General features: G+C 69.8%; 25 protein-coding genes, 1 tRNA gene and 2 pseudogenes. 12 read left to right on the forward strand and 16 right to left on the reverse strand.

Annotation, left to right across the window (positions count from 1 at the left end; all coding sequences use genetic code 11):
* Positions 1 to 120: 120 nt before the first annotated feature.
* Both KUTG_RS22915 and KUTG_RS22920 read right to left on the reverse strand, forming a co-directional pair.
* Positions 121 to 1,500 (reverse strand): sensor histidine kinase, encoded by a 1,380-nt coding sequence (locus tag KUTG_RS22915; protein WP_043719421.1) that lies wholly within the window; start codon positions 1,498 to 1,500, stop codon positions 121 to 123.
* Between the two features lie 2 nt (positions 1,501 to 1,502).
* A complete protein-coding gene (locus KUTG_RS22920; RefSeq protein WP_043719423.1) occupies positions 1,503 to 2,198 on the reverse strand; it encodes a response regulator transcription factor in 696 nt (231 codons plus the stop codon).
* A 144-nt stretch (positions 2,199 to 2,342) separates the two neighbouring features.
* Here KUTG_RS22920 and KUTG_RS22925 point away from each other — a divergent pair, with 144 nt between their 5' ends.
* Positions 2,343 to 2,843, forward strand: a complete 501-nt coding sequence (locus tag KUTG_RS22925; protein ID WP_043719425.1) for a hypothetical protein — start codon at positions 2,343 to 2,345, stop codon at positions 2,841 to 2,843.
* Here the strand turns inward: KUTG_RS22925 and KUTG_RS22930 are convergent.
* Positions 2,773 to 3,384 (reverse strand): trimeric intracellular cation channel family protein, encoded by a 612-nt coding sequence (locus KUTG_RS22930; RefSeq protein ID WP_043719429.1) that lies wholly within the window; start codon positions 3,382 to 3,384, stop codon positions 2,773 to 2,775. The two genes, KUTG_RS22925 and KUTG_RS22930, sit on opposite strands and share 71 nt — an antisense overlap.
* Before the next feature lie 75 nt (positions 3,385 to 3,459).
* Here KUTG_RS22930 and KUTG_RS22935 point away from each other — a divergent pair, with 75 nt between their 5' ends.
* The gene (locus KUTG_RS22935; protein ID WP_043719430.1) at positions 3,460 to 4,122 is read left to right on the forward strand and encodes a histidine phosphatase family protein; all 663 of its coding nucleotides are present in this window, start codon (positions 3,460 to 3,462) and stop codon (positions 4,120 to 4,122) included.
* Between the two features lie 164 nt (positions 4,123 to 4,286).
* Here the strand turns inward: KUTG_RS22935 and rpmF are convergent, their stop codons facing one another.
* From rpmF to KUTG_RS22955, 4 genes and pseudogenes are all read right to left on the reverse strand, one after another.
* Positions 4,287 to 4,418: a 50S ribosomal protein L32 gene (gene rpmF / locus KUTG_RS65305; RefSeq protein ID WP_063753553.1), complete on the reverse strand. Its 132-nt coding sequence runs from the start codon at positions 4,416 to 4,418 to the stop codon at positions 4,287 to 4,289.
* Complete coding sequence (locus KUTG_RS22945) at positions 4,418 to 4,669, reverse strand: type B 50S ribosomal protein L31 (protein ID WP_043719432.1); 252 nt, start codon at positions 4,667 to 4,669, stop codon at positions 4,418 to 4,420. Before KUTG_RS22945 ends, rpmF begins: the two co-directional genes overlap by 1 nt.
* Positions 4,670 to 4,698: 29 nt before the next feature.
* Positions 4,699 to 5,025, reverse strand: a pseudogene (locus tag KUTG_RS22950) (GTP-binding protein); the annotation flags it as partial.
* 295 nt (positions 5,026 to 5,320) lie between these two features.
* Positions 5,321 to 6,085, reverse strand: a complete 765-nt coding sequence (locus tag KUTG_RS22955) for a GTP-binding protein (RefSeq protein ID WP_052395276.1) — start codon at positions 6,083 to 6,085, stop codon at positions 5,321 to 5,323.
* A gap of 98 nt (positions 6,086 to 6,183) precedes the next feature.
* Between KUTG_RS22955 and rpmB the strand changes: the two genes are divergently transcribed.
* From rpmB to KUTG_RS22985, 6 genes are all read left to right on the forward strand, one after another.
* Positions 6,184 to 6,423 carry a 50S ribosomal protein L28 gene (rpmB, locus tag KUTG_RS22960; RefSeq protein WP_043719437.1) on the forward strand — a complete coding sequence of 80 codons (240 nt, stop codon included), beginning with the start codon at positions 6,184 to 6,186 and terminating at the stop codon, positions 6,421 to 6,423.
* Positions 6,423 to 6,587, forward strand: coding sequence for a 50S ribosomal protein L33 (rpmG, locus tag KUTG_RS22965; RefSeq protein WP_043719439.1), 165 nt, complete (start codon positions 6,423 to 6,425; stop codon positions 6,585 to 6,587). The genes rpmB and rpmG overlap by 1 nt, the downstream gene beginning before the upstream one ends.
* Positions 6,588 to 6,893, forward strand: a complete 306-nt coding sequence (rpsN, locus tag KUTG_RS22970) for a 30S ribosomal protein S14 (protein ID WP_043719441.1) — start codon at positions 6,588 to 6,590, stop codon at positions 6,891 to 6,893.
* A gap of 7 nt (positions 6,894 to 6,900) precedes the next feature.
* Positions 6,901 to 7,140, forward strand: coding sequence for a 30S ribosomal protein S18 (gene rpsR, locus KUTG_RS22975; RefSeq protein WP_043719443.1), 240 nt, complete (start codon positions 6,901 to 6,903; stop codon positions 7,138 to 7,140).
* A gap of 53 nt (positions 7,141 to 7,193) precedes the next feature.
* The gene (gene bluB, locus KUTG_RS22980) at positions 7,194 to 7,829 is read left to right on the forward strand and encodes a 5,6-dimethylbenzimidazole synthase (RefSeq protein ID WP_043719446.1); all 636 of its coding nucleotides are present in this window, start codon (positions 7,194 to 7,196) and stop codon (positions 7,827 to 7,829) included.
* Positions 7,830 to 7,933: 104 nt separating this feature from the next.
* Entirely contained in the window at positions 7,934 to 9,784 is a 1,851-nt protein-coding gene (locus tag KUTG_RS22985; protein ID WP_232240903.1) for a GGDEF domain-containing protein, read from the forward strand.
* A 70-nt stretch (positions 9,785 to 9,854) separates the two neighbouring features.
* Here KUTG_RS22985 and KUTG_RS22990 read toward each other — a convergent pair whose 3' ends face one another.
* Together KUTG_RS22990 and KUTG_RS22995 are read right to left on the reverse strand one after the other, a co-directional pair.
* Positions 9,855 to 10,502 (reverse strand): response regulator, encoded by a 648-nt coding sequence (locus KUTG_RS22990; RefSeq protein WP_043719448.1) that lies wholly within the window; start codon positions 10,500 to 10,502, stop codon positions 9,855 to 9,857.
* A gap of 183 nt (positions 10,503 to 10,685) precedes the next feature.
* Positions 10,686 to 10,916: a hypothetical protein gene (locus KUTG_RS22995; RefSeq protein ID WP_232240904.1), complete on the reverse strand. Its 231-nt coding sequence runs from the start codon at positions 10,914 to 10,916 to the stop codon at positions 10,686 to 10,688.
* Between the two features lie 92 nt (positions 10,917 to 11,008).
* Here KUTG_RS22995 and KUTG_RS23000 point away from each other — a divergent pair, with 92 nt between their 5' ends.
* Complete coding sequence (locus KUTG_RS23000) at positions 11,009 to 14,242, forward strand: penicillin acylase family protein (protein ID WP_157494714.1); 3,234 nt, start codon at positions 11,009 to 11,011, stop codon at positions 14,240 to 14,242.
* Here KUTG_RS23000 and KUTG_RS23005 read toward each other — a convergent pair.
* Both KUTG_RS23005 and KUTG_RS23010 read right to left on the reverse strand, forming a co-directional pair.
* Positions 14,230 to 15,111: a hypothetical protein gene (locus tag KUTG_RS23005; RefSeq protein WP_043719453.1), complete on the reverse strand. Its 882-nt coding sequence runs from the start codon at positions 15,109 to 15,111 to the stop codon at positions 14,230 to 14,232. The genes KUTG_RS23000 and KUTG_RS23005 overlap by 13 nt on opposite strands.
* A gap of 13 nt (positions 15,112 to 15,124) precedes the next feature.
* The gene (locus KUTG_RS23010) at positions 15,125 to 16,687 is read right to left on the reverse strand and encodes a hypothetical protein (RefSeq protein ID WP_043719454.1); all 1,563 of its coding nucleotides are present in this window, start codon (positions 16,685 to 16,687) and stop codon (positions 15,125 to 15,127) included.
* Positions 16,688 to 16,874: 187 nt separating this feature from the next.
* Here KUTG_RS23010 and KUTG_RS23015 point away from each other — a divergent pair.
* Positions 16,875 to 16,947 (forward strand) — tRNA-Arg (locus KUTG_RS23015).
* Between the two features lie 481 nt (positions 16,948 to 17,428).
* Positions 17,429 to 17,563, forward strand: a complete 135-nt coding sequence (locus tag KUTG_RS65310; protein WP_255360905.1) for a hypothetical protein — start codon at positions 17,429 to 17,431, stop codon at positions 17,561 to 17,563.
* A 17-nt stretch (positions 17,564 to 17,580) separates the two neighbouring features.
* Here KUTG_RS65310 and KUTG_RS23025 read toward each other — a convergent pair whose 3' ends face one another.
* The 5 genes and pseudogenes from KUTG_RS23025 to KUTG_RS23045 form a co-directional block, all read right to left on the reverse strand.
* On the reverse strand, positions 17,581 to 17,952 hold the full coding sequence (locus tag KUTG_RS23025) for a hypothetical protein (protein ID WP_043719457.1): 372 nt from the start codon (positions 17,950 to 17,952) through the stop codon (positions 17,581 to 17,583).
* 27 nt (positions 17,953 to 17,979) lie between these two features.
* The gene (locus KUTG_RS23030) at positions 17,980 to 18,402 is read right to left on the reverse strand and encodes a roadblock/LC7 domain-containing protein (RefSeq protein ID WP_232240905.1); all 423 of its coding nucleotides are present in this window, start codon (positions 18,400 to 18,402) and stop codon (positions 17,980 to 17,982) included.
* Between the two features lie 2 nt (positions 18,403 to 18,404).
* Positions 18,405 to 18,584: a hypothetical protein gene (locus KUTG_RS23035; protein WP_043719460.1), complete on the reverse strand. Its 180-nt coding sequence runs from the start codon at positions 18,582 to 18,584 to the stop codon at positions 18,405 to 18,407.
* On the reverse strand, positions 18,542 to 19,069 hold the full coding sequence (locus KUTG_RS23040) for a hypothetical protein (protein WP_043719462.1): 528 nt from the start codon (positions 19,067 to 19,069) through the stop codon (positions 18,542 to 18,544). Before KUTG_RS23040 ends, KUTG_RS23035 begins: the two co-directional genes overlap by 43 nt.
* 300 nt (positions 19,070 to 19,369) lie before the next feature.
* Positions 19,370 to 21,125 (reverse strand): annotated as a pseudogene (locus KUTG_RS23045) (VanW family protein).
* Positions 21,126 to 21,356: 231 nt separating this feature from the next.
* Here KUTG_RS23045 and KUTG_RS23050 point away from each other — a divergent pair.
* Entirely contained in the window at positions 21,357 to 21,992 is a 636-nt protein-coding gene (locus KUTG_RS23050; protein ID WP_043719466.1) for a hypothetical protein, read from the forward strand.
* Positions 21,993 to 22,046: the final 54 nt, after the last annotated feature.

Below are 22,046 nucleotides of genomic sequence, written 5' to 3' on the forward strand. Positions count from 1 at the left end.
GCGGCGTTGCATTCAAGTGGGTACCTCGGTCCAATCGGCCTCAGGCGAAAGGTGTAGATACGTTGGCCGACCTGATCCTGGCGGCCGTCGCGCAGATCGTGGACGGCCGCCGTACAGGAGTCAGCCGGCGCTCGGCCGACCAGGAAGCCTGATCGTCATCAGCGCGCCGCCCTCCGGCGCCTGGCCGGCGTAGGCCTTGCCGCCGTGGCGTTCCGCGGCCTGGGCCACGATGGCCAGACCCAGCCCCGAACCCGGCAGGGTGCGGGCCTCGCTCGACCGGTAGAACCGCTCGAACACGTGCGGCAGGTCCGCCTCGGCGATGCCCGGACCGCTGTCGGCCACCTCGATCAGCATCGTGCCGTCGCCGACGGGCTTCATCTCCAGCCGGACTATGCCGTCCGCGGGCGTGAACTTGACCGCGTTGTCGAGGAGGTTGAGCACGGCCCGTTCCAGGGCGTGCGCCTCGCCGAGCAGGTACCACGGCTGCACGCTCACCAGGAACTGCTGGCCCGCGGCCCGCCGACGGGCCCGGTCCAGCGCCCGCTCGACCAGCTCCACCATGTCCACCGGCTCGTGCACGGCCTGCGGGCCGTCCTCGCGGGCCAGCTCGACCAGGTCGCCGATGAGCGTGGTCATCTCGGCGATCTGGGCCTGCACGTCGTCGTAGATCTCGCGCCGGTCCTCGGCCGACAGATTCGGCGCGCCGGGTTTCTCCGACGCCAACAGCAGTTCCAGGTTGGTGCGCAACGAGGTCAGCGGCGTGCGCAGCTCGTGGCCGGCGTCGCCGACCAGCCGGCGCTGCCGTTCCTGCGATTCGGCCAGCGCGCCCAGCATCGTGTTGAAACTGGTCGTGAGCATGGCCAGCTCGTCGTCGCCGGTGACCGGGATCGGACGCAGGTCGCCCGTGGCCGTGACGTGATCGGTCGCCTGCCGCAGCCGGGTCACCGGCCGCAGACCACCTTGCGCCACAGCGGTTCCCGCCAGCGCCGCGACGAGCACTCCGCCGATGCCCACGAACACCAGCACCAGCGCCAACTTCTGCAGCAGCTGCTCGGTCGGCTTGAGCGACTGGGCCACCAGCAGCGCCACGCCCGGCGCCACGTTGCAGACCATGACCTGGTTGTCGGTCGCCACGTCCTTGCGGACCGAGGTGCAGCCGTCCTGCTTCAGATAGGACTGCTCGTTGGTGGTCAGCTTGGGCAGCGGCAGGGTGTCGTTGTTGGTGCGCACCTGGCCGGTGATCGTGAACTCGGCGACGATCAGGTCCTTCGAGCCGACCGGCACCAGGGTGGTGTCGCTGCCCTGGTAGCGGTGGATCGTGTCCAGCGCGTTGTTGGCCGTGGACTGGATGGACAGCTCGACCTGGCTGTAGAGATTGCTGCTGACGACCATGAACGCGCCGACCGAGGCCAGCGCCACCGCGCCGGCGACACAGATGGCCGTGAGCAGGATCACCCGCGAGCGCAGCGAGACGTTCCGTCTGCCCTCGACGTGGGGCATCGTCACGGAGGGGTCTCCCTGAGCACGTAGCCAACTCCGCGCACCGTGTGCAGCAGCCGCGGCTCGCCGTCGGCCTCGGTCTTTCGCCGCAAGTAGCCGACGTAGACCTCCAGGGCGTTCCCGGAGGTCGGGAAGTCGTAGCCCCATACGTCCTCCAGGATCCGGCCCCGGGTGAGGACCTGCTTGGGGTGGGCGAGGAACAGTTCGAGCAGGCTGAACTCGGTGCGGGTGAGGCTGATCGACCGCTCCCCGCGGCGCACCTCCCTGGTCCCCGGGTCCAGCTCCAGATCGGCGAAGCGCATCGTCGCCGACGGGGCGTTGGCCGCCGCGTCGTCGGCCACCGCGCGGCGCAGCAGCGCCCGCAGCCGGGCCAGCAGCTCCTCCAGCGCGAACGGCTTGGGCAGGTAGTCGTCGGCCCCCGCGTCGAGGCCGGCCACCCGGTCCGACACGGCGTCACGGGCCGTGAGCACCAGGATCGGCAGGTCATCGCCGGTGCCGCGCAGCCGCCGGCACACCTCCAGCCCGTCCAGCCTCGGCATCATGACGTCGAGGACCATCGCGTCGGGACGCTGCGCGGTGACGGCCTCCAGCGCCTGCTGGCCGTCGCCGGCCAACTCGACCTGGTAGCCGTTGAACTGCAGCGAGCGACGGAGCGACTCGCGCACGGCCCGGTCGTCGTCCACTACGAGGATGCGCATAAAGGAAGTGTTACCTGCGGTCCTGAGAGGTGCCTGAGAGGGAGCCAAGGACAGGCACAATTTCACCGACCGGGTGACGTGCTCGCCCGACCACCCTCCGTGACCGCTTGACCTCTATCTAACCCGAGGTTCCACCATCACCGTATGGAACTGCCCGACCTCGCCCGCCCGGACGTCGCGGGCATCGTCATCCGCACCTGGCGCACCGACGACCAGCTCCGTGCGGCCGACGCGGCCGTGAAGACCTGGCGGTCGCGGCCGTGGCCGTCGGACTGCCTGACCCGCAGCGTGCTGCTCGGCGAGGACGGCCGGCTGGTCATGCACTACGAGCAGTGGAGCAGCCACCAGCTCGGCTACCGGCTGGTGGACGCGACCCCGGGCTGCTCGTCGGAGATCGTCATCGTGTCCTTCGGCGTCAGCAAGGTGGCCCGGCAGCGGCGGCTGGTCGACCTGATGCGTGCTCACGTCACGCCCGGGACCTACCTGCACGCCAGCACCGACGGCGTCGGCGTGGTGGCCTGGACGAGCCGTGACACGTGGTCCGAGCTCGACGAGCTGCCGTGGGTGGAACGCCTCAGCTCGCAGCGTTTTCGCCCGCACGCGGCACTGGCGCATTCCAGTGCCGCCACAGCGCGATCAGCCTGATCGCCACCACCAGCGCCGAGCCGATCACTGTGCCCCACAGGTCCGGAATCCTGAGATAGGCCGCGATCGGCACCACCACCGCGCCGGCCAACGCCGCCACCGCGTAGATCTCCTTGCGCAGCACCATCGGGATCTCCCGCAGCAGCACGTCCCGGATCGCGCCGCCGCCGATGCCCACCGTCATGCCGATCAGGCAGGCCGTGTAGGCCGGAACCCCGTGCTGCATGGCCGTTGTCGTGCCGGCGGTGACGAACACGCCGAGGCCGACCGCGTCCGCCAGCAGCACCGCCCTGCGCAGACGGGCAACCTGCGGATGGAAGAAGAACACCGCGATTCCCGTCACCGCCGCCGTGAGCAGATAGGGCCAGCCACGCAGCGTGGTCGGCGGGTGGATGCCCAGCAGCACGTCCCGAATGATGCCGCCGCCCAGCGCCGTCGTCAGACCCATGACGACCACGCCGAACACGTCCAGCCGGGCCCGCACCGCCGCGAGCGCGCCGGACGCCGCGAACGCGACTAGACCGATCAGCTCAATGACCACGGTTGCGCAGCGTACGGGGTTTTACTATCCGTAGAGGCGGATGCTCCGGTTGGAGCCGACCGGAGAATGGGAAGCATGCGGATCATCCTGGTACGGCACGGGGAGAGCCTCGGCAACGTCGACGAGCTGGCGTACTGCCGGATCCCCGACCACGCGCTGCCGCTCACCCTCACCGGCGAGCGGCAGGCCGCCGACACCGCGCCGGCCATCAGGGCCCTGCTGGCGCCCGGGCCCGTCGCCGCCTACGTCAGCCCCTACCTGCGGACCCGGCAGACCTTCGAACTGCTCGGCGTGCGGGACCTGACCGAGAGCATGGTCGCCGAGCCCCGGCTGCGGGAGCAGGACTGGGGCAACCTCCAGGACCCCGTCGAGCAGGAGGTGCAGAAGCGCCTGCGGCACGAGTTCGGGCATTTCTTCTACCGGCTGCCCCACGGCGAGTCCGGCGCCGACGTCGACGACCGCGTCGCCAGCTTCCTGGCCGAGCTGGAGCTGCGCATGCTCCAGCAGGCCAACCACCCCCACACCGTGCTCGTCGTCTCCCACGGCCTGGCCATGCGCCTGCTGTGCCGGCGGCTGTTCTCGTGGAGCATCGAGCTGTTCGAGTCCCTGTCCAACCCCGGTCACTGCGAGTTCCGCGTGCTGGAGCGGGATCCCTCCGGGGAGTGGACCATCGACCGCCCCTTCGGCCAGTGGCGCCAGTCCCCCGACGGCTCCACCCAGAAAACCTCGGTGCGCTGAGGGCTTTCCGCCTTCGTGCCGCGCCGCCCGCGGAGCACCGCCCCTGGTCGCGTCGGAGGCTCCCAGCCTAGCCCCGAGCCCCCCTCAGCCCCCTCTTTTCTGTCACATGCGCTTCCCACTTGCGTCCAGGGCGCAAATGGGAAGCGCATGTGACAAAACAGGTGCTATACCGCAGCCAGCCGAGCGCGCAGCTCGGCCGTGGTGGCCAACGACGTCGCTCGGGGGGCGGTGGCCTTCCACTGGGCACGGCGGTGCCGGGTGTTGCCGCGCGAGGTCTTGCGCTTGGGGACGGCCATCAGCGGGTCCTCTTTCCGTAGCGGCGGTTGAACTTCTCGACGCGGCCGGCGGTGTCGACGAGGCGCTGGGCGCCGGTCCAGAAGGGGTGAGAGTCGGCGGTGATGTCGACCACGAGCAGCGGATAGGTGTTGCCGTCATGCCATTCGACGGTGCGGTCCGAGGTGGCGGTCGACCGGGTCAGGAACGACGTCCCGGTCGAGGAGTCCTGGAACACCACGGGGTGGTAGTCGGGGTGGATGCCCTTTTTCATCGCAGTTCGTCCTCACGGTCGGTGAACAGGTACGGGTCGTGGTATCCGTCCCAAGCGGACAGTCCGGCCGCCAGCTCGGCATCGGTGACGAGGGCCTCGTGCAACGCGGCGGTGATCTCGGCGTGGTCGGCGCCGTCGGTGAGCACGACGAACTCCTGCCCACGGTCGCCGTAGTACGGATCCCAGTTCAAGGCGGCCATGGCGCGGCGGTCGGCGTCCACGCCGTCCCAGTCGTCGATGGCGGCCAGCCACGGACCGGCATGCCCGATCTGAAGGCCGCCGCCGGCCGACTCCAGCCACAGCGCGGTGTCCGGCCGGCTGGCGAGCCAGAAGCGGCCTTTGGTGCGCACAACGCCGCGCGGCTGGATCGGCACCTTTCGATTAAGGGACTGTCCCTCAAAGCAAGTTCACGTAGATAGTCGCATGCGAGGAATAACTATACCTGTTCTGACACCTTTCTCTTCGTGTTGGTTTGCGGGGAGTATATTTAGATGGCCAAAGTTCGGTCACTAAGATGTGGTCGGTATAATCGGAACGTGGACGATGACCGTATGGGGCTTCACTACATAGCCTACGGCAAATATCTGAACTCCACCGCAGAGTTGCGAGGAGCCGTAATACGGGGTTAAATAGGAATGAGACACGGAGGTGTCACATCAACTCGCCGTCAAGGAGCACATTGATTGCGGCGTGGAAGCGTTCCGGATGGAACGGTCGGCGCTCGCTGAACAGCAGCAGCTCGAAGCCGTCCTCCCGGTGCAGCGGCGGTTCGCCGCGCAGCAGCGGCCCGTGTGCGCTGTCGGGACGGCCACGGCGGGCGTTGGCCGGCAGCTTCCCGAGCCAGTCCGTGCTGCCCAGCGGCACACGCAGCGCGGTCGGTGCCAGCCGGCGGAACACGGCGTCGAGTCGGCCGGCCGGGCCGGTGAGCACGAGCACGTCGGCGAACTCGGCCTGACCGACGGCGACCTGGGCGACGGTGCGCTCGTCGTCGGCGCTGCCACCGAGGCCGCGTTCGTGCATCGAGTCGTCACCGGTGGCGTCTTCGAGCCACTGCTCGTGGTTGACGGCGGTGACCACGGCCTGCACTCGTGACCGGTCCAGCGCCCAGCAGATCGGCTCCGGCTCCATGCGCGGGTCGAGGTGCAGCACGATCCGGCTCACGTCGTCCCGCTCGGACAACCGCTCGACCAGCGGCAACAGGTCCTCGCGGACCGTGCAGGACACGCAGCCGTGCCCCAGTTCGAGCACGGTCCAGGTGTCCTCGCCGCGGTGCCGCAGCCGTCGCCGCACCACACCCTCGGTCACGCGGCACAGGTCGTGGTGCACGACGGCCGTGCCGTCGCCGGCCAGTCCGTCGGCCACACGTTCGGCTGCCACCACCGCCAGGCCCCCGACCAGCACGATCGGGACGGACACGAGCCCTCCAGTTGAGAACGATTTCCATCTTCGGTAGCGGCCAGGCTACCCTGCCGAGGGAATTTTTGAAAACGAATGTCGTTACAAGGAGGAGCAGCATGGCCAAGCGCTGCCAGGTGACCGGGGCCCGCCCGGGCTACGGCAAGCAGGTGTCGCACTCGCACCGGCGGACCTCCCGCCGGTGGGAGCCCAACCTCCAGCGCCGCCGCCACTGGGTGCCGTCACAGCGACGCTGGGTGACGCTGCGACTGTCCGCCAAGGCGATCAAGACCATCGACCGCAAGGGGATCGACGCGGTCCTGGCCGAAATGGGTGTTCTAGCCCGGAAGGAGTCGTAATGGCTCGCAACGAGGTTCGACCGATCGTGAAGCTGCGTTCCACGGCGGGCACCGGCTTCACCTACGTGACGCGCAAGAACCGCCGCAACGACCCCGACCGCATGGTGCTGCGCAAGTTCGACCCGGTGGCCCGCAAGCACGTCGACTTCCGCGAGGAGCGCTGAATGGCGAAGAAGTCCAAGATCGCCAAGAACGAGCGTCGTCAGGAGACCGTCGCCCGCTACGCGCAGCGGCGGGCTCAGCTCAAGCTCGTCGCCTCCTCCCCGACGGCGACGCCGGAGGAACGCGAGGGCGCCGCGCTCGGTCTGCAGAAGCTGCCCCGCGACGCCAGCCCGACCCGGCTGCGCAACCGGGACGCGGTGGACGGCCGGCCGCGCGGCTTCTTCCGCAAGTTCGGTCTGTCCCGGCTGCGGCTGCGTGAGGCGGCGCACCGGGGCGAGCTGCCTGGCGTCAGCAAGTCGAGTTGGTGAGGGACCCATGGCGAAGACCGATCGGCGCCCGCCCAAGCGCAAGGTGAACCTGCTGCGCCGGGAGGGTGTGACCCGAGTGGACTGGAAGGACGTGACGCTGCTGCGCAAGTTCATCTCCGACCGCGGCAAGATCCGTTCGCGCCGCGTGACCGGGCTGACCCCGCAGGAGCAGCGCGAGGTCGCCACCGCGATCAAGAACGCGCGTGAAATGGCCTTGTTGCCCTATCCGGGACCTTCGCAGCGCTGAGATACATCACACGCGCTTCCTGCTTGGCCGTATGCGTCAAGTAGGAAGCGCATGTGCATCCTCTCTATGACGTGCTCTACCGCAGGCGGGACACCCGCCGCGAGTTCACCGGCGAGCCGATCGAGCCCGCCGTGCTGGAACGTGTTCTTCGGGCCGCCCACGCGGCGCCGAGTGTCGGGCTCTCCCAGCCGTGGGACTTCGTGCTCGTCTCGGACGAACGGGTCCGCCGCGAGTTCCGTGATCATGTGCTCGCCGAACGCGGTGTGTTCCAGGCCTCACTGGATCCCGAGCGCGCCACCGTGTTCGACCGCATCAAGATCGAGGGTGTGCTGGAGTCCAGCCTCGGCGTCGTCGTCTGCTACGACCCTTCACGTGGCTCGCCGGCGGTGCTCGGGCGGCACGCCATCGCCGACGCCGGCCTGTACTCGGTGTGCCTGGCCATCGAGAACCTGTGGCTGGCCGCGACCGCCGAGGGGCTCGGCGTCGGCTGGGTCAGCTTCTACCGTGAGGACTTCCTGCGCCGGTTGCTCGGCGTGCCCGCCGGGGTGCGCCCGGTGGCCTGGCTGTGCCTCGGCAGCGTGCGCGACCTGCCCGAAGTTCCCGATCTGGAACGACACGGGTGGCGTGAACGGTTGCCACTCGATGACGTTGTCCACCATGAGCGGTACGGTCAACGGCCAGGCCGGTAGCCTGGCCCGAGCCGAACCGCATCGAAGAAGCAGGGGACGTCGAGGACCCAGTGGAGCAGGACGATTCGCTCGTAGGGGGACAGCTCCCGCAGCAGGATCAGCGTGTGCGCCTGCTGCTCAACGCTGGCCGCCTCGGCGAGGCGAACACCCTCTTCGAGCAGGTCGTCTCCCGAGGTCCGACCAGCGCGGACCGGTGGGGCCGGTCCTATCTGCTCGTGCACCGCGCGACCATGGCGTGGCGGCTGCGCCGCATCCCGCTCGCGTTGGAGCTGGCCGCCGAGGGCTGGACCGAGATGGACTCCGAGCGGCCCACCGGCGTGCTCGCGTGCCGTGCGCTCGGGCAGCTCGGCTACCTGCTGGAGGGCATCGGCCACCGGCGGGCCGCGTTGGACATGGTGCGGCTGGCACTGCACGTGGCCCGTGAGGTCGGCGATCCCTCCGCGCTCGCCCAGTGCCTGCAGCGGCTCGGCGGCACGCTCAACTTCCGTGCCATCGACGGCAAACCCGTCAACGCACACGAGATCTTCGGTGAGGCGCGGCAGCATCTGGGCGAGGGGCTCACGCTCGTCGGCAAGGACGATGTGAGCTACTGGCCGCTGCTCGGCGCGTACTCCCGCTCCCTGGCCGGCACCGGCGATCTCGAGCTGGCCGCGCGGCATGCCGCCGAGGTGCTCGACCACGGCCTGGAGATCGACGACCTGTGGACGGTCGCCGTCGGGAACTGGGTTCTCGGCTGCGTGCACAGTGGTCTCGGCGAGCTCGTGCAGGCGCGGACCCTGGCCAGCCGGGCCGTCAGCGCCGCCAACAAGATCAACGACAACTCCCTGCTGCTGCGGTTCTCCCTCGACCTCGCCGACGTCTGCGCGGCCATGGAGGACGAGGTCGGCGAGGCCGCCGCGCTGCGGTGCAGCGTGGCCGCCAGCCGGATCGCCACCGAGACCTTGCAGGAGGGGCTCGGGCAGGCGTTGGAGCAGCGGCGGCTGGCCGTGCAGGCGCAGAAGCTCGCCATGGCCGCGCAGGAGGCCGCCGCCCGGGATCCCCTGACCGGCTTGGCCAACCGGCTCGGTCTGGAGCGCTCCGCCCAGCAGCTGTTGGAGGGCACCGCTTCCCAGGGCAAGGTGCCGTGGCTCGTGCTCGTCGACGTCGACTGGTTCAAGGATGTCAACGACGACGCCGGTCACGCCGCCGGCGACGCCGCCCTGCGGGAGATCGCCCGGCTGCTACGCCGTGAGTGCCGTGCCGCCGACCTGGTCGCCCGCTGGGCCGGCGACGAGTTCGTTGTCCTGCTTGGCGACGCCGGCCCCGGCACCGACGTCGGCCCCGCCGTCGCCGAGCGCATCCGCGCCGCCGTCGACCAGCACGACTGGCGCATCGTGCTCGGCACCGCCCGCCGCCCCACCGTCTCCATCGGCGTCGCCGGCGGCCCCGCCAGCTCGACCAGCTCTTCGCGGCCGCCGACATCGCCCTGTACCGCGCCAAACGCCAGGGCCGCAACCGTGTCGAGGTCCACGAGACCATGGCCCGTCTCGGCGAGCTCTCGGAGAGTTAACCCGTTTCGCGCCGGGCTCCCCCAGCACGGACACTCCACTTGCAACTTGCACTCCGCAAATTTCCCCCGGTTATCCACACCTCCCACCGCATTCGCCGTTCGTCCACAGGCGACTCGCCACCAAGATCCACCAGCGACCGGCGCGGGTAGAGTGGGCTTGGGGACGCCCCCCGGGATGGGTGGGGGCTGTTCGTGTGGCGACATCACCACGAAGCACCTATGGCACGCCCAACCCGCCCCTTGCCGGGAGTGGTCCTGCGGGCCTCAGCCGACCCGCATTCCCGACCGGACCGATGCCGCGTTGCCGACCGGATGGTTGATCTGGAGCCCGGTCTCCCTGGGGGCAGGAACCACCTGCGATCCGCCGGTGAAGATCAACCCGATCGGCGCAAGGGATCAACAGTGATAAAGAATTGTCAACAGCCATAAAGAATGGGCCCCGGCGCGCAGCCGAGGCCCATTCACAACGAACGGGGTCAGGCGATGAGGCCGCCGCGGTAGGCGACGAGGGCGGCCTGGACGCGGTTGACGGCGCCGATCTTGCCGAGGACGGAGGAGACGTAGCCCTTCACGGTGGCCTCGGACAGATGCAGCGCGCCGCCGATCTCGGCGTTGGACATGCCCTGGCCGATGAGCTGGAGGACCTCGCGCTCACGCTCGGACAGGGAGGTGAGCAGGCGGCGGGCGGGCTCGGCGGCGCGTTCGCCGTCGGCGACGGCGGCCAGCACGCGGGCGGCGACACCGGGGTCGAGCACGGCTCCACCACGGGCGAGGTCGCGGACGGCCTTGACGAGCTGCTCGGGCTCGGTGTCCTTGAGCAGGAAGCCGGAGGCGCCGAGGCGCAGGGCCTCGGAGACGTACTCGTCGACGTCGAACGTGGTGAGCATGGCGACCCGGGGCGGGTCGGGCAGGGTGCGCAGCCGGCGCAGGGCGACGAGCCCGTCGGCCGAGCGCATGCGCACGTCGAGCAGCACGACGTGCGGCCGGTGCTGCCGCGCGAGATCGGCGACGAGCAGGCCGTCGTCGCACTCGGCGACCACCTCGATGTCGCCGGCGCTGCAGAGAATCATCCTGAGGCCGGATCGGACGAGATCCTCGTCGTCAGCCAGCATCACTTTGATCAACGGACGCCTCCCCGATTCGGCGCTGCGTGCTCGCATTAGCCAAGCATTACTCATCTTGACGCAACCACGGGTTACCGCGGTGTTATCTCATCATGTGGTCCCGGTTTTGCCTAGAAGTTCCCGCGACTTGACGCCCGGACCGAAATATCAACGGTTTCCAAACCTGTGAATCGACTTGCACGATCAGGGCAGGCTGTGCCGTCCGGCGGTACGCAGACTGCGCGCGGCGACGAGGGCCAGGCCGCCGAACAGCCACCCGCCAACGGTCCAGACCACCGCGCCGGCCAGTCCGGCCCCGTGCAGCATCGCGGCAAGACCGGCGGCCCCGCCGCTGGCCCGCATGCGCCATCGCCCCTGGTCACGGGCGAGTTCCTCGTCGATCCACCGCACCACGGATCCGGCCACCCCGCTCACCCTTCAGAGTGAATGTCTAACGTGAAGCTCTTTCGCGTTGAACTACTCACAAGTAACGTGCGTCACGTTCCCTCCAGGAGAGGACCCTGCGCATGTCGCGAAGCTCTCGCCTCGCACTCGCCGCGACCCTGATCGTGGCGACGTCGACCACCCTGCTGTCCGCGGCGCCGGCCACCGCCGCCCCGGCCAACAATGACTACTGCCTCGGGCAGTGCAACGACATCCTGCCGCCGGGTGAGAACGGCAACGCCACGCTGGCGCAGATCCTCGCCAACAAGGTTGCCGGCAGCCGCCCGGCGCACACCGACGACCAGCTCGGCAAGTACGCCAACCTGGTCAACGGCTACACCGGGCTGAGCAACGGCCAGCTGTCCACCTTCTTCAACGACTCCTCCTTCGGCGTGCCCGCCAACCAGGTCGAGTCGACGATCAAGCCCCGCGCGGACGTCACGATCGTGCGCGACAAGGCGACCGGGGTGCCGCACGTCACCGGCACCACGCGCTCGGGCACTGAGTTCGGCGCGGGCTACGCGGCGGCCCAGGACCGGCTGTGGCTGATGGACGTGTTCCGCCACGTCGGCCGGGGCGAGCTGACCTCGTTCGCCGGCGGCGCGGTCGGCAACCGCGGGCTGGAGCAGTCGTTCTGGCAGGCCGCCCCGTACACCGAGCAGGACCTCCAGGACCAGCTGACCTCGGCCGCGGCCACGCACGGCGCCCGCGGCGCGCAGGCCCTGCAGGACGCCACCGACTACGTGGCCGGCATCAACTCCTACATCACGCAGGCGTACAACGGCCGGACCTTCCCCGGCGAGTACGACCTGACCGGGCACATCGACCCGATCACCAACGCCGGCGGCATCGACCCGTTCAAGCTCACCGACATGGTGGCGATCGGCAGCGTGGTCGGCGCCCTGTTCGGCTCGGGCGGCGGCGGTGAGGTGCAGTCGGCGCTGGTGAAGCTGGCCGCCGACGCCAAGTACGGCGTCACCGACGGCGACAAGGTGTGGAACGCGTTCCGGGAGCAGAACGACCCGGAGGCGGTCACCACCATCCACGACGCCAGCTTCCCGTACGGCCAGGACCCGGCCAACCCGCAGGGCGTCGCGATGCCCGACCCGGGCTCGGTGACGCCGCAGCAGCTGATCTTCAACCCGACCGGCTCGGCCGCGACGGCGACGGAGGTGAAGGCGGCCAACCAGCCGGCCGCCAAGACCCCCGACGAGGAGAAGGCGCGCGGCATCTTCGACAACGGTGTGCTGCCGCCCGACCTGATCACGGCCAAGCACGGCATGTCCAACGCGCTGCTGGTGTCCGGCAAGTACACCGACACCGGCAACCCGGTGGCGGTGTTCGGCCCGCAGACCGGCTACTTCGCGCCGCAGCTGCTGATGCTGGAGGACCTGCAGGGCCCCGGCATCAGCGCCCGCGGCGCCGCGTTCGCCGGCGTCAGCCTGTACGTGGAGCTCGGCCGAGGCCAGGACTACTCGTGGAGCGCCACGTCGGCCGGGCAGGACATCACCGACACGTACGCGCTGCGGCTGTGCGAGCCGAACGGCCAGCCGGCGACCAAGAACTCCGCTTCCTACCTGTACCACGGCGTCTGCACGCCGATGGAGCTGCTGCAGCGGGACAACTCGTGGAAGCCGACGATCGCCGACGGCACGGCCGAGGGCTCGTACTCGCTGATCTCGTTCCGCACCAAGTACGGCATAGTGCAGTCGCGGGCCACGGTCGGCGGCGTCCCGGTGGCCTACGCAAGCCTGCGGTCCAGCTATCGCCACGAGGTGGACTCGATCATCGGGTTCCAGGAGTTCAACGACCCGTCCGCGGTGCACGACGCGGCCAGTTTCCAGAAGGCCGCCCAGGACGTGAACTACACGTTCAACTGGTTCTACGCCGACTCCAAGGACATCGCGTACTACAACTCGGGCAACAACCCGGTGCGGGCCGCGAACACCAACCCGAACCTGCCGATCTGGGCCGACCAGCAGTACGAGTGGCAGGGCTGGAACCCGACGAGCAACGTCGCCAGCTACACGACGCCGTCGCAGCACCCGAACTCGATCGACCAGGACTACTACGTCAGCTGGAACAACAAGCAGGCCAAGGACTTCAGCGAGGCCTCCTACGGTGACGGCTCGGTGCACCGGGTCAACCTGTTGGACAGCCGGGTCAAGAAGCTGGTCTCCAGCGGCCAGAAGGTGACGCGGGCGTCGCTGGCCGGGGCCATGGAGGACGCGGCCAACGCGGACCTGCGGGCCGAGGACGTGCTGCCCGAGGCGCTGCGGGTGCTCAACAGCCAGCCGATCACCGATCCGACGCTGGCAGGAGCGGTCAAACAGCTCACGACCTGGCAGCAGGCCGGCTCACACCGCCTGGAGACCACGCCGGGCAGCAAGGCCTACGCGAACGCCGACGCGATCCGGATCATGGACGCCTGGTGGTCGCTGCTGGTGCAGGGCGAGTTCCAGCCGGCCATGGGCAACGACCTGTTCACCACCATGACCGGGGCGATCCAGGTCAACGAGTCCCCGTCGGGCGGCCAGAACATCGGCTCCGTTGACGGCGACGCGAACGCTTCGCAGCCGCACAAGGGATCCTCGTTCCAGTATGGCTGGTGGTCGTACGCGGACAAGGACCTGCGCGCGGTGCTCGGCGACACCGTGCAGGGCGGCCTGTCCCGGCCGTTCTGCGGCAACGGCAACCTGGCCTCGTGCCGGCAGTCGCTGCTGACCAGCCTGCAGCAGGCGGTCGGCCAGACGGCGGCGCAGGTGTACCCGGGTGACGCGGACTGCGCGGCCGGCGACCAGTGGTGCGCCGACTCGATCATCCAGCGGCCGCTGGGCGGCGTCACCGACGACAAGATCAGCTGGCAGAACCGCCCGACCTACCAGCAGGTCGTGCAGTACCCGGCGCACCGCGGCGACAACGTGGCCAACCTGGCCGTGGGCAGGACCGTCACCTCGACCAGCCACGAGACCGGCGCCTACGACTCGCCGCCGAGTCTCGCGGTGGACGGCAAGGCGGACACCCGGTGGGCCAGCGACTGGAGCGACAACCAGTCGATCACCGTGGACCTCGGCTCCGTGCAGACCGTCGGACGGGCCGTCCTGTCCTGGGAATCGGCCTACGCCAAGGGATACAGCATCGACGTCTCCACGGACGGCGCGAACTGGCGCACGGTGTGGTCGACGGCCGCCGGTGACGGCGGCTCCGACAACGACGCGTTCACCGCGACCGACGCACGCTACGTGCGGATGAACGGGGTGCAGCGCGGCACCAAGTACGGCTACTCGCTCTACGAATTCCAGATCTACTCGCTGTGAGCCGGGCGGGGGCGGTCCCGGCCGCCCCCGTCCAGCTGCGGCAGCTCGTTGGCCAGATCCGGGCTGCCGTAGTGGGAGAAGACGTCCGCGAGGTTGCTGAGCAGCCGCCAGCGGGCCCCGTCCGGCAGGCGATCGACGAAACGGTCCACAAGGGACGCCACAGTGTCCGTTGTGGACCGTTCGTCGCTCTCGGTCATGATCTCGGCCAGCTTGCGCAGCTTGGCCGACATCTCGACGGCCTGGTCGACCTGGTTGTCGTTGTTCTGCAGCCACCACACGGTGGCCATCGCCGGATCGCTGAGGATGTCGTCCTTGAGGTGGCGCAGCTCGTCCAGCTTGAGGTCGCGGTCCCAGCCGCGTACCAGCCGTCGCCGTTGCAGCTCCTCGAACAGCTCCGTCGCCGCCTTGGCCTCGTCGGCGCAGGTCAGCTCGATCTCCACCAGCTGCACGGCGATCCGGGCGTCCTCCAGCTTGGTCACGTATCCGAGCTCGGCCTCCAGCTTGTGCTGGAACTGCTCGCACTGGGTCACCCGGCCGCCAGTCAGGATGGCGGCGGCACGGCGCTCGATGTCGCTGCGGGCAATGGATTCCGGCTTAGAGTGGGTGGTCTCGCCGATGGCCTCCCACGCCACGGTGCAGGTCGCGGTGAACTCCGCGTGCGGCACGGCGCTGGGCAGCACGGCCGTGAACACCACGGTCGGCCGCTTGGGCGCGGGCGGCGGCTGCCGCAGCTGGACCGCGACGCCCGGCTCCTTGCCGTAGATCCAGTCGTGTTCGGCCTGTTGGCGGCGTCGGAGGAAGCGCGACCACCAGCCGCCCATCTTGCCGCGCACCGTCGGCTTGACCTCCGACCACGGATCCGTTGGCATCGTTCCCCTTGTTTCAGCTCGAAATCGCGGACCGCAGCAGCGGATCCACCCCGTTCAGCTTGGTCTGCAACTGGTCGTGCACGTCGCGGGAGCCGCCGTCGCGGCGCCACTCGAAGGCCGCCAGGTCGAGGGCGCCCAGCTCGCTCGGCCGGCCGCCGGCCGCCTGCACCAGCAGGTTGAGCAGGGTTTCCCGGTGCTGCGGCTGGGCCGCCGCCTCGTCCAGCAGCGCCCGCACCGCCAGCGCCCGTCTCGCCTCGTCGGTTTCCCTGAGCCAGCGGGCCAATCTCGTGACCACTTGGGCGAACTGACTTTCACCGGCCATTGTGGACAGTGCCGAGGCCACCTGATCCGTCAGCTCCGGCCGTGTGACGAAGCTGCCCAGCCGGGTCAGCGCGATGTGTGGGAACCGGCTGCCGAGTTCGCCGCCGCAGACCGCGATCGCCACCTCGCTCAGCGCCCTGGGTAAGTCGCGCCGCCGGGACCAGTCCTTGATCACCCGGCGCATGTCCGGACCGATCACCGGGTCCAGCACGGCCGCCGCGAGCAGTCCACGGGCCAGCGGGATAGCGGTTTCCGCCCATGCCGTGACGACTTTGACCACCGCTGGCGCCCCGAGTCCGATCACCCTGGCCGCAAGCCGGGCGCAGTCCTCGCCCGGGAGGTTGGCCGGTAACCCGATCAGCCAGTCGACCAAGGGCTCTCGCAGCGTCGGGAACTCCGACCAGACGTAGTCGATCACGGCGTCGGCGTAGCCGGGCGTGGAGAACGTGACCGTGCCGGCGAATGCGCCGATGCCGGCCAGCCTAGCGGCAAGACCCGGGCCGGCCAGCGGATGCGGTTTCGGCCCCTCGTAACGGGTTTCCGCCAACAACGCCTCCGCCGCGGCGTCCACCACGTCCTGGTGCGCGCCTTCCAGGAACGCCGCCGCCAGCAGCAGCGCCCGCCAGGGCACCTCCTCGTGCTGGTCGAACTGCTTGCGCAGCCGACCTTTCCACCGGTTGTAGGCCGCCGCCACGAGCCGTGGATCTTCGACGCTCAGCAGCAGTTCTGCCAGCCGCACCGCTTCGGCCGAGGTGGCCGGGGGCTTGCCGGGAACAGCGTTGAACTCCGCGCCTGCGAGGTGCGCCTTGAGCACCTCTCCCGGCTCCGGCGCCGGCAGCTTGATCGCCTCGAAGCCCGCCGCCCGATCGTCGTCGACGATCACCACCAGCGAGCTGTCCTCCTGGTCCAGCGTCGCCGTGAACTCCGCCAGGGCCGCCTTGACCTGGTCCACCGTCGCGTCATCGGCCGAGGTCAGGTCCAGCAGGTAGCCCTCTTTCGCCGCCACCGGGTGCCGGGCCAGCGTCGCCTCGTCGTCCACCGCGATCTCGACCAGGTGCAGGCCGCCCAGCCGGTCCAGCAGCACCGTCGCCGCCGTGCGCCGTCCCGAGCCCGGCGGCCCCGCCAGCACCACTGCCCGGCTGCTCAGCAGCTTGGCCAGCGCGTCGAGGAACCCCGTCGGCTCCACGAACCGCCGCGTCGCCCGCCTGGCGTCCAGGCGGGTCCGCTCCAGCAGCCGGGTCGCGTCGGTGGTCAACAGCCGCTCCTCCCATCGTCGTGCCCTTGCGACTATGCGGGACGACGGGCCCGGCCGGGGCAAAGTTCCCCTGTTCGTCGGCCTACCGGCCGGCTCGACCCGCACCGACTGTGACCGTTACTACTCCGCCCGGCGGATCCACCCACCACCGCGCGGCCGGACGTGCTACCGGTATGCTGCTCAGAGCGCCTTGGTAGCTCAGGGGATAGAGCATCGGTTTCCTAAACCGTGTGTCGTAGGTTCGAATCCTACCCAGGGCACCGATCGGGAGAGCTCTGCTCGCGGACAGCGCGAGCGAAGCTCCCGGGTCGTGTCTTCTGGGGCTCCGCCCCAGACCCAGGCACCTTTCACCGGGTGAACGTAAGGCCCGCCACCTAGTGGCGGGCCTTACGTGTTTTCCGGGGCGGTCAGCGAAGACGCTGAAGATCTCCTCGGCGCGGTCGCGCTTGGTGTGCAGGTCCCAGGCGGCGTCGGCGATGTGGTCGGGGTTGAGGGTGCCGAAGGGGGCGGGGCCGCCGGAGGTCTGGCGGGTGTGGATGTCGCCGCGCTCGATGAGGCCGCCGATGGTGCGGGCGCCGGCGTAGACGCCGGTGTCCGCGAGGGTGGCGTTGAGGGTGACGGCGTAGTTGCGCAGGGCGGCGGAGAGCACGGCGACGGGGCCGAGCATGGGCATGGGGCGCACGGCGCTGAGGCCGCCGGCGATCAAGAAGGTGCCGTGGCCGCGGTCGAGCATGCCGGGCAGTGCGCCCGGACTTCGAGCCGGCCGACCTGGTCACGCTGTACCAGGCGATGGCCGAGGTGATCCGGTGCCGCCCCGACGGCTGGCGCCGGTTCCTCGCCGTGCACCTGGACGGGCTGCGGGCCGACCACGGCTGACCCGCAGCCCGCCCGGCTCACACCTGGAGGTCGGACTCGATGCGCTTGAGGTGGTGGCGGGCCAGCGCGAGGTTGGCCGACTCCCGCTCCAGCACCAGGTACAGGAACAGCGAGCTGCGGCTCTTCATGGAGTTCATCAGCCGGATCAGGTGGTACTGGCGGTGCAGCGTGATCAGGATGTCCTCGATGCTGTCGTTGAGCGCGAGGGTGGACATGACCCGGAGCTTGGACCGCACGACCTCGGTGTTGCCGGCGGCGGCCAGCTCCAGGTTCAGCCAGTCGCCGCCGCCGCTGGTGCCCAGCGACATGCCGCTCTCGTAGTCGACCAGCGCGACGCCGACGGCGCCGGCGATGGACATGGCTTCCTTCAGTGCGGTATCGATGTTCATCGGACACACTTCCTTGGCTGGGAACGGCTACGGGGTGAGAATCGAACTGATCCGGTCGGTCACGGGCCGCGATTCGTAAAGCAGGCGGCCGAGATTCAGGCCGCCGTCGCCGAGCACGACCAGCAGCGCGATGCGGCCGATGGCGTACACGGCCATGTAGCCATCGCTGTTGAACACCACGGTCTGATGCAGGGCGCCCTGGCCGGTCACCTCGGCGGCCTGGCGGGCGATACCGAGATTGGCGGCGGCCAGCGCGGAGATGTTCAACGGATCGACGCTTTCGGCGACGTCGGAGATTATCGGAATTCCGTCGACCGCCGCGATCACCGTGTCCGTCACGCCGGCCACGGTTTCCCTGAGCTTGCGCAACTCGACGGCGAGCGCGTCATAGTCCACGTTCTTCCTTTTCCCTTTCAGAAAGGCCGGCCGACGCCAGGCGAGGCGACCCACCGCTACGGCCCCGGGCCCGCTCGCCCGGGACGCCGCACGGGCAGCGGCCCCGCCGCTTCGACGCCGGCCGGCCGCGACAGCCGGGGGCGCAGCGCGGCGGCGGGGTGGTGCACGCGGCCGGTGAACGTGTCGGCGGGCGTTATGGCCAGCACGTCCTCGCCCAGCAGCCGGGCGACGTCCACGGTGACCGAGTGGACGCCCCGCCCGATCGCGAACGCGATGTCCCGGGCCGTGCGCCGCCGGTGGCATGCGTGACGATTTCCCGCAGCTCAGCGGCCGGTTCCGCGCGACCGGTCGGCACCGGCCGCTCCCGGTAGGGCGACACCGGGCAAGGCGACGCGGCGAGCACCGCCAGCCGGACGGCGACCTGCCCCAGCAGCCGGCTCGGGGAGATCCCGGCCGAGGTGGGCGACAGCACGTCGGCGGTGTCGTCGATGAGATAGTGCGAGATGCCGCCGACGGCGATCGCGAAGGCCGCGTCCGCCATGGCCGCCCCGACCCGGTCCGGCGGGCCCTCGTGCAGCATCGCCACGCCGGGCGCGCCGGGACTGTGCACCGCGATCACCGCGCCGTCCCGGAAGTTGACCACGCCGCCCGGATCGCCGACCAGAACAAGGGCCGAGTTGATTCGATCGGCGTTGCACTGGGTCACGGCGTGCGCCAGCACGTCGAATGTTGTTCGATAAGCGCGTCTCAGTGCTCGCTCCGCGTGAACTCGGGGCCAAAAACGGCGGTCGGCGGCGCACCGATCGGCCGATCGGGTTCCTTCTCCGATCTCGGGGAGCCACCACTGCCCTACGTTCTACCCGCCGACGCCACGATTTCACATCAACTGTCACACGATCGAGTGAAGGCATTTCACGGGCTGTAACAGTGCCGAGTGATCACCTTTTTCGACCGGCGGTTTACGCCGAATGTCGCCGTTCGGCGATAAACCGGCCGGCCGAAAAGTGAAAGAAAGCCCCGGTCAGCCGCAGGTGATCTTGGGGGCGGGGTCGTAGACCTTCTTGCGGGTGTGGCGGGAGACCTCGCGGCCGGCGAGGTCCTTGATCACGCGGGTGTCGGTGGCGGTGAAGCCGGGGCCGCCGGCGGAGGCGTGGCAGTTGGCGGCGGGGCCGGGGCGGGGCTGGGGGTCGACGAAGTTGGTGCGCTCGCCGGGGACGGATTCGACCTGGTAGCGCTTGGTGCCCCAGAGCCGCACGGTGATGTTCTGCGGCGTCCAGATGGTCTGGATGGCGAGGCCGGTGGGCCCGTCGTTGGAGAACTTCAGGTCGATGACGCTGCTGCCGTCGGGGTTCTGGAAGACGGTGGCCTCACGGGCGGCGGGATAGCGGCTGATGTAGTAGCTGTGCTCGGTGTGCCCGGCGTCGGCCATGCCGGCGAAGTAGGAGGCGTTGTACAGCGTGGTGGCGAACTGCGAGATGCCGCCGCCGACGGCCTTGCCGGGGGCGCCGTTCTCGATGATGCCGGCCTCGACGTAGCCCTGCCGGGCCGTGCGCGGACCGGTGTAGCCGTTGAGGGAGAAGGTCTCCCCCGGCTTCACCACGGCGCCGTTGACCTTCTCGGCCACCACCCGGATGTTGACGCCGGAGTCGGCGACGAAGCCGCCGGTGGTGAACTCGCCGACGACCTCTTTGATGCCGAGCTGGTTGGCCTGCTCGGTGGTGAGCTTGGCCGGCTGCTTGGCGTACTGCGCGGTGACGACGCGATTGTCCTTGTGCGGCAACAGATCCGCCAGGCCGGCCAGGCTCTTGTCCCAGTCGACGCCGCGGCCGTCGACCGATGGCTTCACAACGGGCCTGTCGCCCTCGATCACGACCTCGGCGTCCTTGCCGGCCTGTTCGGTGCTGGCCAGCTGCGGCTTGAGCGCCTCGACGACCTTGCCGTGGTCGAGCTTAGGGGCCAGCTTGCCGTCGTCACCGGGCGCGAAGCCCAGCGCGGCGGCGATGGCGGCGGGCTGAAGGGTGGCCTCCTTGCCCTCGCCCTTCACGGTGACGGGCCCGGCCACCGCCGGCTTGGCATAGTTCTCCACGGCCGCGCGCACGGCATCGGCGCTGACCTTGGCCGGGGTGCTGGACACCGGCAGCGCCACCGCCGCACCGTCGATCCAGTTGTCCACAATGGACTTCTTGGCCGCGGCGGCGTCCAGCTTCCGGCCGGACTGCGGGTTGACGGCCGTGGGCGTGGTGCCCTCGAAGCGGATGGTGCCCTCGACCGGGTCACGATCGATCTTGGGCCGCAGGCCGTCCAGCGCCTTGCCGAGCGCCGTCTCGTCCACAGTGGACACAAATGGCGACTCGTGCTGACCGAAGAAGGAGGTCAGCCGCGCGAACGGGTTCAGCGGCTGGGACGAGGCCTGGTCCAAGGTGCCCGACCAGTTCGCGCCGAGGCCGGCCGACTTGGCGTCGAGGGAGGCGTCCACGTCGCCGGCCCGTAGCTTCACCGGCTGCGCGATCCGGCCGTCCAGCGCCGAGTGCAGGCGCTGCTCCCGCGTCGGCCCGGCTGAGGCCGCCGACGTCCACGCCGGCCACGGTGGTGCCGCGAGGCAGCGATCCCGAGGAAAGCAACAGGTCCAGGCCGTACAGCACCACCAGCACGCCGACGACCCCGCCCGCGGCGATCAGGCCCCGCCGCAGCCCCTTGCGCGGCGCCGGCCCGTCCTCGGTGGGCGGTTCCGGCTCCAGGCTGCCCGCGACCGGCGCGAAGCTCGCGGTGCCGCCGATGCGGATGGTCGGACTGTCGTGGTTCTCCTCGGACACCTGGCCGAGTTTACCGATTTGTCCGCGACGCCCCAGTCACGGCACCGGTCGCCGACCGTGCCCGGCCGAACGCGGTCCGGATCGACCCCCTCCGGCCGTTCGGGTGATTCCGCCGGATCGCCCGATCAGCACGGTTACTTCGGGCTCCGTGCTGCCGACAGGGATCAGTGGGGCCGACTGTCGAGGGAGCGGCTGATGATCGAGGGTGGCGTGGTGGTCGCGTATCTGGTCGCGCTGCTCGGCGGGGCGGCCAAACGCTTCATGGAAGGGCGCGCGGAGGCGGCCATGAACGGCCTCTACAACGCCGTGGCCCGCAAGTTCGGCGGCATCGTCAGCGATCTTCGCGCCGATCCGAAGAACCAGCAGGCCCAGCAGCGGCTGGCCCGGGCGGTGGAGAACACCGCGACGGTCGACCCCCGCTTCGCGGAGCAGCTGACCGCGCTGGTCGACCGCCTCGACCGAGCGGGCGGGCGGCAGTTCCTCAACCAGGTCCAGGCGCACGCGAACGTGCAGAACTTCGGCAGCGGCATGGCGGTCGGCCGCGACTACGTGAGCAATACCTGGCGCGGGGCCGAGCGGCACGAAAATCTGTCCGGCGCGCCGGCCTGGGTCAAGGTGGTGACGGCGATCGGCGCCGTGGCCTTCGCGGGCGGCTTCGGGCTGCTCGTGGTGAAGGCGGTCATCGTGATGTCGACGATGGAGGACGAGTTCGGCCGCCCGCAGTTCCCGGGGATCGACGACCTCTCGCCGGGCGGCATCGTGCTCGGCGTCGGACTGGTGTTCCTCATGCTGGGTTCGCTCGGGCGGTCGCTGTCACGCCGCGGCTGGTGACAGGAAAAGGCCCCGCACCAGGGGGTGCGGGGCCTTCTGCCGGGTGGTGATCCG

Origin of the sequence: Kutzneria sp. 744, from assembly GCF_000568255.1 — a bacterium.
GTDB lineage: Bacteria > Actinomycetota > Actinomycetes > Mycobacteriales > Pseudonocardiaceae > Kutzneria.